The sequence below is a fragment of the Brevibacterium luteolum genome (genome assembly GCF_025147615.1).
In the GTDB taxonomy this organism is placed as follows: domain Bacteria; phylum Actinomycetota; class Actinomycetes; order Actinomycetales; family Brevibacteriaceae; genus Brevibacterium; species Brevibacterium luteolum.
In genome coordinates this window covers 1-10,972 of record NZ_JALXPM010000069.1, presented here as the reverse complement: position 1 = coordinate 10,972, position 10,972 = coordinate 1, and the positions used below count along the sequence as shown (strand labels likewise).

Below are 10,972 nucleotides of genomic sequence, written 5' to 3'. Positions count from 1 at the left end.
GCTTTTGCGTGGGGAAAGAGACTCCGGCTCGCAGCGGCCTGTGTCTCAGACGCTCCTCAGCGTCCGAACCACTTGCGCTTGCTGCTCTTCTCGCGTTCACGGCGCTCACGCAGCTCGCGCCGGGTGAGGAACGCTTCTTCGCCTCCGGCGGGCTCGTGGATCTGAGCTGGGCCGGTATCAGTATCGACGAGAGGCATAGCGGCAGTTTCGACGCCCAAATCGTCCTGCTGTGACGACGGCTGAGCGAGTAGCGCTGACACCGATGTCCCGGTGAGCTGGCTGCCGACGGTTGGAGCTGAACGCGGCTTCGGCGGCTGTCCTCCCATCGGTGACTGCGGGCGAACGCCGTTGGTCTGGGAAGGGCCCTCTTCACGCGCCTGCACTTCAGCGGCTGAATCAGGACCGCCGTCTGCGCCAGCCTCGGTCAAGGCTCCTGGCGTGCCCTTTGCGTCCTGTTCTTTCGACGAACGGGTTTCTTCGGCTGAATCGGACTCAGTTGGCGCAGCCGAGGGCTTCTCATCTTCGTCGCGGTCCTGCTCGGCTGGCTGTTCGGGTTCGCTCTGCACATTCGGAGCCGAGTCATGCTCGGTGTCGACGTCTGTCGGCTTCTGACTCTCTTCGCCCTTTTCAACAGGTGTGCTGGTGGTGGGTTCTGCCGGTTGAGTCGCGGGCTCTTCAACCGCGCCTGCGCGATCCTGAGCACCGACATTCTTCGGCGTCATCGGACCCTCGTCTGGTACGGCGTCTGCTTCGGGCTTCTGCGTATCGCCAGAGCTGTCGGCTACTGCGGTTGAAGACGCTGGGGTGGCCTTGGCGTCTGCTTTGCGGCGGATGCGCTCTGAGCGCAGCGCGCGGTCGAGGATCTTATCTAAGGCTGCGGCGAGCTCAGCTGCCGGCTTGCCTGGCCAGGAGTGGATTGGACGTGCTGATCCCTGAGCCTGCTGCAGCACAGTGCGTTCGGGAATCGGCGGGTTGACCACCAGTGGGCCGAACATCTCGCGCAGCTCTTCGATGCGGTAGGAGTGCTCCCGGGACTGCAGCCTGGCGCGATTGACGACGATTCCCAGCGGCTGCAGGTCACTAGCGGTGCGGCGGCGCAGTTCGTCGGTGGCACGCAGTGCGCGGTCGGCGGCTGCCACCGAGAAGAGCCCGGGTTCGGTCACGATGAGCACACGGCTGCTGGCGGTCCAGGCCGCGCGGGTGAGGCCGTTGAGCGATGGCGGGCAGTCAATGAGGACGAGACGGTAGCCGGTGCCGGCCTTATGGATGGCCTCCGACAGTCGGCGCAGGTAGCGCAGCGACAAGGTGGGCTGGTCGAACTCAGCGACACGCGGTGACCCGGAGATCACGTCGACATGTCCACGCTGTTCGCCGACCCATCCGCTGGGGACGACGGCGCGTTCGAGAATCCGCTTGCGCGGTGCAGCGAGCACGTCGGCGATGTCGACTTCGGTGCGCACGGGAATGTCGAGACCTGTCGAGGCATCCGCCTGGGGATCCATATCGATCACCAGGGTCGGGATGCCGCGGCTGTAGGCAGCAGAGGCCAAACCAAGGGTCACCGAGGTCTTTCCGACCCCACCTTTAAGACTAGAGACGCTGAGCACAAGCACACTCTTACGGTATCCGATCTGCACATCGCGGTCACGGACATCGCACGGCAGGTGGCCACCAGTTTGAACAGATCACCAGTTGTGCCGGGCTCAGGCGGTCTGACCTCGGAGCAAGCGCCCTCAGCTGTCGGGGGAGGAGCGGTGTGTGATTGTCGATCCGGTGGGGCTTCGCTCGATGCGCAGCTGCTGGGGAATCGACTGGAGCATGGACTGCACGTGGGAGATGACTCCGACGCAGCGGCCACCTGCGCGCAGCTCGTCCAGGACTTCCATCACTTGGGCCAGTGCGTCGGGATCGAGCGACCCGAATCCTTCGTCGATGAACAGCGAATCCAATCTGATGCCGCCGGCTGCGGCCGCCACGGTGTCGGCCAGCCCGAGCGCCAGGGCCAATGAGGCCATGAATGTCTCGCCTCCGGAGAGTGAGCGGGGATCGCGCGGTTCGTCGGTGAACGTATCGAGCACTTGCAGGCCGAGGCCGGCGCGCTTCTCCCGTCGGTGCAGGGAGAGGTCGTGGATGAGCGTGAACCGACCGCCGCTCATCGTCTGCAATCGTTCGGAGGCATTATGTGCGACTTCGACGAACAGCGACAGCAGGGCATATGAGCTCAGCGGCAGCCGGTGAAGGTTGTCAGCGGAGGTGGCGCGCACGATGCCATCAAGGGCGACGTCTCCACGGCGCTGTGCGACCTCGGCTTCCACCTCGGCGGCGGTGTGCAGGAAGCGCTCGCGCAGCTGGACGAGATCCGCGGCATCATGTCTGTGCACCGCCAGCAGCTGACCCAGATGCTCGGCGTCGGAGGCGGCGGTCGTGCGCTGCTCAGCGGTGACGGCGACACTGTCTATCAGCTCCTCGTCTGATGCTGTGTCAGCGCAGGCGGGCGAGTACCAGTCCTGGCTTGTCAGCTCTGCGATCCGGGCGGCCTCATCAGCAGCGGCGCGCAGAGCGCTGTCGACTCCAGTCTTATCGATCTGGCGGGCTTCCTGATAATCGTTTCTGTCGGTGAAGCCGGCCTCAGTCAGTGCCGTCTCAAACGCGTCTCGGCGTTCGGCCGACTCGGCGGCTGTGTCTTCTCGCTTCGTCTGTGCCTGGATCAGCGTTTCACCGGCATTGCGCAAGCGCTGCAGCTGAGCTGCGCACTCCTCAGCAGCCGCTGAGGTGTCGGGGGTTTCGAACCCGAACGGATGCAGAGCCGCTGCTTGGTCGCCTGAGACCACGTCATCGAGCTGCTTCAACTGGCCGCCGACTGCCGACAGCTGGGTGGCGCTTGTCTGGGCGTCTTCCCGAGCTGAGGCCTGCTGCTGTTCGAGCGCAACTCGCTTCTGCCGCAGTTCGTCACGCTCTCTGCGTGCCTGATCGAGCTCGCGAAGTGTCTGTGCGGCGGTGTCGCGTGCCTGAGTGAGTTCGGCAACCGAGACAGCTGCGTCCTCACCTGCCAGCTCGTCGAGGCTGCGGGTCAGGGCAGTGATCCGGGCGCGCGACTCTGCCAGCGTGCTGCGTGCGGTATTGGTGGCGTTCTGCGCCTGAGTCCACGCGTTCAGCGCTGCGTCCTCGTCAGATTTCGTCACCGTGTCGTCGGTGGGCTTTGCCGGTGCGGGATGTTCGGTGGCACCGCAAACGGAGCACGCGTGTCCCGATGTCAGCTCAGCAGCGAGTTCTGCTGCGATACCGGCCAGACGGGTCGAACGGATGCGGGCGTAGGTGTCCTTGGCGGCGGATTCCTCGGCCTGCCTGTCCTTCAGCGCTTCCTGCTGTTTGTCGCGCTGCTGCTCGGCAGCGGTGATCTCGTCGCCGCGCTGCTGGCGGATCGCAGCGGCTTCCAGTGCGCGCAGCAGCCGGTCGTATTCCCGCTGGACGTCACTGCGAGTCTCAAGCCGGGCGTTGAGCTCATCAAGTGCGGCATCCTGGGCAGCGGCTTTCTCCTCCAGTTCGGCCACCCGGCCGGCTGCGGCCGTCTGCTTCTGCTGGAGGTCGGTGCGCTCACGCGTGAGGTCAGCGACGCGTGTCAGGTGCGTGGCGATGCTGGCCGCCGCGCGCTGACCGTCGCCAGCTGCCTGAACGATATGTTCGGCAGAGGTGGTCTCAGGCCGGCGGGGGAGTGCAGAAAGTTCTGTGCTGAAAGCCGTCAGCGCTGCGGTGTGGTGCTTCTCTGCCGCTTCCTGTTCGCGGACGGCACGGTCAGCTTCACGTCCGTACGGTGCGACGCTCTCTGCCTTGATCGCCTGGCGTTGCAGCTGGGCCAGCCGTGCGCGCTCGTCAGCAGAGGTGGCGTAGGCCTCCTGCCGGCTGCGCAGCTGTGTGAGCTTCTCACGGTCAGCCTGACGTGCCGCTGCTGCGTCGGCAGCCGCTTCGGCATCGGCAGAGCGCGTGCGCGCAGACTGCAGCACCTCAGTGAAGACGTCGATCCGTTCGCGCACGACACTGACCGCCGCCCCCAGCACGGCATCGACATCGGCGACACTCGGATGGGCCGCGGTCGGGATCGGCAGATCCTCGCCGCAGCTGCCCTGCGCCTGGCGCATGAGCGTCTGCCGTTCCTGTGACACGGCATCGAGTGCGGCACGCGCCTGCCGGGCCCGTGCCTCGAGGATCGACTCCAGATCCGTGAAGTGCTCGGTGTTGAACAGCCGCCTGAGGATGGGCTCGCGTTCGATCGGATCTGCCCGCAGGAAACGGGCGAACTCGCCTTGGGGGAGCAGCACGATCTGCATGAACTGGGCGGCATTGAGCCCGAGCACCCGGTTGATCTCCGCCTGCACCTCCGACACGGTGCGGCCGATCCCATCCCAGTGCCCCGACTCCGGGTTGAACACCGACAGCTCAGCGGTCGCCTTCGCCTCGGTCATACCGGTGCCGCGCTTCTTGGGGCGCATGTAGCGCGGGCTGCGCCGGACTCTCCACCGCCGTGCCTGCGCAGTGAATTCGACCTCGACGTAGGTCGGGGTGTCAGAATCGGCGTAATGGCTGCGGTAGTCCTCAGCGTCGCTGCGCGCCCCGGGCACGGTGCCGTAGAGCCCGAAGGCGAGCGCATCGAGGATCGTCGTCTTGCCTGCCCCGGTCGGACCGCTGATGAGGAACAGACCATCAGCACCGAGCTCGTCGAAGTCGACGGCCTGTGCGCCGGGGAACGGACCGAAAGCCTGCATCTGCAGCGAGTTCATCCTCATGACGTCGCCTCCCGCAGCTCCAGCAGCGCTGAGTCGAAGCGGGCGAGATCCTCGACATCAGCCGGCTGTCCGGTGACATGGGAGATGAAGTCGGAGAACACCTCGCGGTCAGTGCGTTCGACGCTGCCCTGCGCTGCTGCTTCATGTGCCTGTGCAGGCTGTGCGGCATTGACCCAGGTCATCTTGATGAGCTGCGGGAAGGTCTCCTTCAGCCGGCCGAGTGCCCCGGTCACCCGAGCCGGGTCGGTCAGCTCGGCGGCCACGAGGGTTTCGGTGAGATCTTCGCCATCGGCACGTGCCGCCCGCCCGGTCTCGAGCACCTCCTCAAGCGTGCCGCGCAGGGTGCGCACATCGCTGAAAGCAGGTAGGGCGATGCTCTCGACGCTGAGCTCCGGGCCCGAGGTGTCGAGCAGCAGCATCCGCTTGGGTGTCTTGGCCTCGGTGAAGGAGTACGGCAGTGGGGACCCGGAATACCGGACGATGTCGGTGACGTCCTGGGGCCGGTGCAGATGCCCGAGAGCCGCGTAATCAGCACCGGCGAAGACATCAGCGGAGACGACCGAGACGCCACCGACGTCGATCGAGCGCTCCGATTCGCTGGCCAGCGACTGCCCGCCGACGAAAGCGTGAGCTGCGACGATGAGGAAGGCGTCTGGGTACCGCTGCTGGTGATCGGTGCGGATGAGGTCCATGACGTGTGCCAGCACCGCCTCATGGCTGCGGGCACACCCGAACTTCCCGGCCACCAGTCCAGGTTCCAGATACGGGATCCCGTACACCACCGCCTCGGGCGAGGACGCACTGCCGCCCAGCAGCACCGGCCAGGTGAGATCGGAGATCCGGGTGCGGATGTGCAGGCCGGCATGATCGAGGGTGCGGCGCCCGTGGCCGAGCCGCATGAACGAATCGTGGTTGCCGCTGGTGGCGATGACCCGGACTCCGGAATCGAGGAGCGCAGTGACAGTCTCATCGAAGTTCGTCAGAGCATCAGCCGGAGGGATCGCTCGATCGTAGACGTCCCCGGCGACAAGCACTGCGTCGATGCGCTCGGCTGCGACGACGTCGAGCAAATGGTCGAGGAACGCACGCTGCGCGGCGGTCTGGTCGACACCGAAGAAGGTGCGCCCCAGATGCCAGTCAGAGGTGTGGAGGATCCGCATGCTGCCAGCCTAGCCAAGACCACGGACACCGCTTCGACGTCAGGCCGGTCACATCCGCGCCCGGCCCTGCCCGTACACTTGGAGCAGCAAACTGGAACCTGTGCACGGTGGCGGAAACCGCCCTGAGTACAGTTAGGAACCGATAAAGGAATTCCGCCGACCATCCGTCGGCGCCGAGAGGAACGGTCATACCTGATGTTCTCCAAAGTTCTCGTTGCCAACCGCGGTGAAATCGCGGTTCGCGCATTCCGTGCCGCCTACGAACTCGGTGCCTCCACGGTTGCCGTCTTCCCCTATGAGGACCGCAATTCGGAGCATAGGCTCAAGGCTGACGAAGCCTACCTGATCGGCGAGGAGGGCCATCCCGTCCGCGCCTACCTCAGCGTCGACGAGATGATCCGCGTCGCCAAGGAATCCGGCGCTGACGCGATCTACCCCGGTTACGGATTCCTCTCCGAGAACCCCGATCTCGCCCGTGCCTGCGAGGAGAACGGCCTGACCTTCATCGGCCCGTCGGCTGATGTGCTCGAGATGGCCGGCAACAAGGTCCAGGCCCTCGACGCGGCCCGCCGTGCCGGGATCCCGACCCTCGAATCGACCCGCCCATCAGCCGATATCGATCAGTTGCTCGGTGAGGCCGAGGGCATGGAGTACCCGCTGTTCGTCAAGGCCGTCGCCGGCGGCGGCGGACGCGGCATGCGCCGGGTGGCGAACAAGACTGAGCTCGTCGACGCACTCAAGGCCGCCATGCGCGAAGCCGAAGGCGCCTTCGGTGATCCGACTGTGTTCATCGAGCAGGCCGTGCAGCGCCCGCGCCACATCGAGGTGCAGGTGCTGGCCGACAACAACTCCGAGGCTGTGCACCTCTTCGAGCGCGACTGCTCGATCCAGCGCCGCCACCAGAAAGTCGTCGAGATCGCCCCGGCCCCGCACCTTGATGAGGAGATCGCCGAGGCGCTGCGCAACGACGCCCTCGCCTTCGCCCGCGCGCTGGGCTACCAGAACGCCGGCACCGTCGAGTTCCTCCTCGAAACCGAAGGACCGCGCTCCGGCAAGCACGCCTTCATCGAGATGAACCCGCGCATCCAGGTCGAGCACACCGTCACCGAGGAGATCACCGACGTCGACCTCGTGCAGTCCCAGATGCGCATCGCCGCCGGTGAGTCACTGGCCGACCTCGGCCTGACCCAGGATGCCCTGCGGATCAAGGGTGCAGCCCTGCAGTGCCGCATCACCACCGAGGACCCGGCGAACTCCTTCCGTCCCGACACCGGCACCATCACCGCCTACCGTTCCGCCGGCGGCGCCGGTGTGCGCCTCGACGGCGGCACCGTCTACGCCGGCGCCGAAGTCTCGGCTCACTTCGACTCGATGCTCGTCAAGTGCACCACCCGTGGCCGCGACTTCGAACAGGCCGTCAACCGCGCCCGCCGTGCCATCGCTGAGTTCCGGATTCGCGGTGTGGCGACCAACATCGGCTTTCTGCGTGCGGTGCTCGATGACCCCGCCTTCATGCGCGGAGACCTGTCAACGACCTTCATCGAAGAGCGGCCCCACCTGCTGGAGGCCAAGGTCGGTGCCGACCGCGGCTCGAAGCTGCTGGAATTCCTCGCCGATGTCACCGTCAACAAGCCCAACGGCGACTCGCCGGTCTACCTGAGCCCGAGCGAGAAGCTGCCGGAGGTCTCCTTCGACGGCGACCCGCCAGCCGGCTGGAAGCAGACGCTCGACGAGCTCGGCCCCGAAGGATTCGCCCAGCGTCTGCGCCAGGAGAAGACCCTCGCAGTCACCGACACGTCCTTCCGCGATGCGCACCAGTCCCTGCTGGCCACCCGCGTGCGCACCAAGGACCTCCTCGACGTCGCCCCGTACGTCGCCCGCATGACCCCGCAGCTGCTCTCCGTCGAGTGCTGGGGCGGTGCGACCTACGACGTGGCGCTGCGCTTCCTGGCCGAAGACCCGTGGGAGCGCCTGGCGAAGCTGCGCGAGGCGATGCCGAACATCAACCTGCAGATGCTGCTGCGCGGCCGCAACACCGTCGGCTACACCCCGTACCCGACCGAGGTCACCGATGCCTTCATCGACGAGGCCACCCGCACTGGTGTCGACATCTTCCGCATCTTCGACGCCCTCAACGACGTCGAGCAGATGCGCCCGGCCATCGAATCGGTCCGCAGTACCGGCTCGGCCGTCGCCGAGGTCGCGCTGTGCTACACCTCGGATCTCAACAACCCCGATGAGAAGCTCTACACGCTCGACTACTACCTCGGCCTGGCCGAGCGGATCGTCGAGGCCGGCGCCCACGTGCTCGCCATCAAGGACATGGCAGGCCTGCTGCGTCCGGCGGCAGCCACCAAGCTGGTGACCGCGCTGCGGAAGAACTTCGACCTGCCCGTCCACGTCCACACCCACGACACCGCCGGCGGCCAGCTCGCCACCCTGCTCGCCGCCTCGGCAGCGGGTGCCGACGCCGTCGACGTCGCCAGCGCCTCGGTCGCCGGCACCACCTCGCAGCCGTCGATCTCTGCGCTCGTGGCCGCACTCGAGCACACCGACCGGGACACCGGCCTGTCGCTCAAGAGCGTCGAGGACCTCGAACCGTACTGGGAGGCCGTGCGCAACGTCTACAAGCCGTTCGAATCCGGCCTGCCGGGACCGACCGGACGCGTCTACCGCCACGAGATCCCCGGCGGCCAGCTGTCGAACCTTCGCCAGCAGGCCAACGCACTCGGCCTGGGGGAGAAGTTCGAGGAGATCGAGGCGATGTACGAAGCTGCCGACGACATCCTCGGCCACCTCGTCAAGGTGACCCCGTCATCGAAGGTCGTCGGCGACCTCGCCCTGCACCTCGTGGCAGTCGGCGCTGACCCGAAGGAGTTCGCAGACAACCCGGCGAACTTCGACATCCCGGACTCGGTCATCGGATTCCTCTCCGGTGACCTCGGCGACCCGCCCGGCGGATGGCCCGAGCCGTTCCGCACCAAGGCTCTCGACGGCCGCTCCCACAAGCCGGCCACCGAGGACCTCTCCGCGCACGACGCCGAACTGCTCACCGAGCCCGGCCGCACCCGCCAGGAGACCCTCAACCGGCTGCTGTTCCCCGCCCCGACGAAGGAATTCAACCGGATGCGGGAGACCTACGGCGACCTGTCGGTACTGGAGACCCAGGCCTACCTGTACGGACTCGACGAAGGCGAAGAGCACTCCGTCATCATCGAGAAGGGCAAGGCGCTGCTCATGGGCGTCCAGGCCGTCGGCGCCGCTGACGACCGCGGCATGCGCACCGTCATGTGCACGCTCAACGGCCAGCTGCGCCCGATGTCGGTGCGCGACCGCTCCATCGAGGTCGACGTCGCCACCGCTGAGCGCGCCGACACCTCCAACCCCGGCCACGTCGCCAGCCCGTTCGCCGGCGTCGTGACCCTGCAGGTCAAGGTCGGCGACGAGGTCAAGGCCGGCCAGACCGTTGCCACCATTGAGGCGATGAAGATGGAGGCCTCGATCACCAGCCACATCGACGGCACCGTCTCGCGTGTGGCGATCGGCGAAGTCCAGCAGCTCGAAGGCGGCGACCTCGTCGTGGTGGTCGATGGCTGAGCGGGAGATCCGCTGCTACGGCGACCCGGTGCTGCGCACCCGCTGCACTGAGGTGACGGTCTTCGACGACCGCCTGCGGCGCATGGTCCAGGACCTCGCGGACACGACCGTGCCCGAGGGCCGGGCCGCCGTGGCAGCACCCCAGATCGGGATGGACAAGCGGATCTTCGCCTACCACCTCGACGGGCGGATCGGCCATGTCATCAACCCCGTCATCGTCGAAACCGGCGGCGAGCTGCGCGATATCGACGAAGGCTGCCTGTCCGTGCCGGGACTGTGGTTCCCCACTCCGCGCTGGGAGTACGCCGCCGTCACCGGGCTCAACGTCGAAGGCGAGGAGATCCGTGTCGAAGGCGAGGAGGTCTTCGCCCAGATGTTGCAGCACGAAACCCAGCACCTCGACGGCACCGTCTACATCGAGACGCTGCCAGCCGAGCGCCGCAAGCAGGCACTTAAGGCGATCCGCCGGACCGACTGGTTCATGGCAGGCCGGTGAGACCACCGGCCGAACCGACAGACAGACCGCCGGGCAGCACGCCCGGCGCACACAGAACGACCGAAGGAGTACCAGTGACCATTGAACGTGCAGGAGTCATCGGCTGCGGCCTGATGGGATCGGGCATCGCCGAGGTGCTCGCCCGCGCCGGCCTGAGCGTCGTCGTCCGCGACATCAACGACGACGCAGTGGCTGCCGGCCGCAAGCGCATCGAGAAGTCCTTCGCCAAGGGCGTCGAGCGCGGCAAGATGACCGAACAGGAACGCGACGAAGCCCTCGGCCGGCTCACCTTCACCACCGAGCTCTCCGAGATGGCCGACCGCCAGCTCGTCATCGAAGCTGCCAGCGAGAACGAGGACATCAAGAAGAAGATCTTCGCCGAACTCGACGCCATCGTCACCGACGATCAGGCGATCCTCGCCTCGAACACCTCGTCGATGCCGATCATCCGCTTCGCCCAGGCGACCTCGCGGCCCGAGCGCGTCCTCGGCCTCCACTTCTTCAACCCCGCCCCGGTGCAGCCGCTCGTCGAGATCATCTCTTCGGTCGTCACTGCGCCCGAGGTGGCAGACGAGATCGAGAAGCTCTCCACCGAGGTGCTCGGCAAGACCCCGATCCGCTCCGATGACCGTCCCGGCTTCATCGTCAACGCCCTGCTCATCCCGTTCCTGTTCTCGGCCATCCGGATGCTCGAATCCGGTCACGCCACCAAGGAGGACATCGACACCGGCATGGTCAACGGCTGCGCGCACCCGATGGGCCCGATCAAGCTCGCCGACATGGTCGGCCTCGACACCTGCCTGTTCGTCGGCCAGAGCATCTACGAAGAGACAGGCGACCCGGCTGCCAAGCCGCCGATCCTGCTCTCGCGCATGGTCGACGGCGGCCTGCTCGGAGCCAAGACCGGCAAGGGCTTCTACGACTGGTGACCCCAGCCT

At 66.6% G+C, this 10,972-nt stretch carries 6 protein-coding genes; 3 read left to right on the top strand and 3 right to left on the bottom strand.

The window, feature by feature from the left end:
* Positions 1 to 56: 56 nt before the first annotated feature.
* The 3 genes from M3C25_RS13135 to M3C25_RS12555 all read right to left on the bottom strand — a co-directional run bounded on the left by M3C25_RS13135 (position 57) and on the right by M3C25_RS12555 (position 5,941).
* Positions 57 to 1,562 carry an AAA family ATPase gene (locus M3C25_RS13135; RefSeq protein ID WP_375545135.1) on the bottom strand — a complete coding sequence of 502 codons (1,506 nt, stop codon included), beginning with the start codon at positions 1,560 to 1,562 and terminating at the stop codon, positions 57 to 59.
* Between the two features lie 171 nt (positions 1,563 to 1,733).
* A complete protein-coding gene (locus M3C25_RS12560) occupies positions 1,734 to 4,781 on the bottom strand; it encodes an AAA family ATPase (protein ID WP_259857080.1) in 3,048 nt (1,015 codons plus the stop codon).
* Positions 4,778 to 5,941 (bottom strand): exonuclease SbcCD subunit D, encoded by a 1,164-nt coding sequence (locus tag M3C25_RS12555; RefSeq protein ID WP_259844517.1) that lies wholly within the window; start codon positions 5,939 to 5,941, stop codon positions 4,778 to 4,780. The genes M3C25_RS12560 and M3C25_RS12555 overlap by 4 nt, the downstream gene beginning before the upstream one ends.
* 195 nt (positions 5,942 to 6,136) lie before the next feature.
* Here M3C25_RS12555 and M3C25_RS12550 point away from each other — a divergent pair, with 195 nt between their 5' ends.
* The 3 genes from M3C25_RS12550 to M3C25_RS12540 all read left to right on the top strand — a co-directional run bounded on the left by M3C25_RS12550 (position 6,137) and on the right by M3C25_RS12540 (position 10,963).
* Positions 6,137 to 9,538 (top strand): pyruvate carboxylase, encoded by a 3,402-nt coding sequence (locus tag M3C25_RS12550; RefSeq protein ID WP_259857078.1) that lies wholly within the window; start codon positions 6,137 to 6,139, stop codon positions 9,536 to 9,538.
* Positions 9,531 to 10,034, top strand: coding sequence for a peptide deformylase (locus M3C25_RS12545; RefSeq protein ID WP_259857076.1), 504 nt, complete (start codon positions 9,531 to 9,533; stop codon positions 10,032 to 10,034). The genes M3C25_RS12550 and M3C25_RS12545 overlap by 8 nt, the downstream gene beginning before the upstream one ends.
* Positions 10,035 to 10,108: 74 nt before the next feature.
* Positions 10,109 to 10,963, top strand: coding sequence for a 3-hydroxybutyryl-CoA dehydrogenase (locus M3C25_RS12540; protein WP_259857070.1), 855 nt, complete (start codon positions 10,109 to 10,111; stop codon positions 10,961 to 10,963).
* The last annotated feature ends 9 nt before the right edge of the window (positions 10,964 to 10,972 follow it).

Bases quoted from the DNA above. Each gene is read 5' to 3' on its own strand.
- M3C25_RS12560 (WP_259857080.1), bottom strand. From the start codon at position 4,781: ATGAGGATGAACTCGCTGCAGATGCAGGCTTTCGGTCCGTTCCCCGGC.
- M3C25_RS12555 (WP_259844517.1), bottom strand. From the start codon at position 5,941: ATGCGGATCCTCCACACCTCTGACTGGCATCTGGGGCGCACCTTCTTC.
- M3C25_RS12550 (WP_259857078.1), top strand. From the start codon at position 6,137: ATGTTCTCCAAAGTTCTCGTTGCCAACCGCGGTGAAATCGCGGTTCGC.
- M3C25_RS12545 (WP_259857076.1), top strand. From the start codon at position 9,531: ATGGCTGAGCGGGAGATCCGCTGCTACGGCGACCCGGTGCTGCGCACC.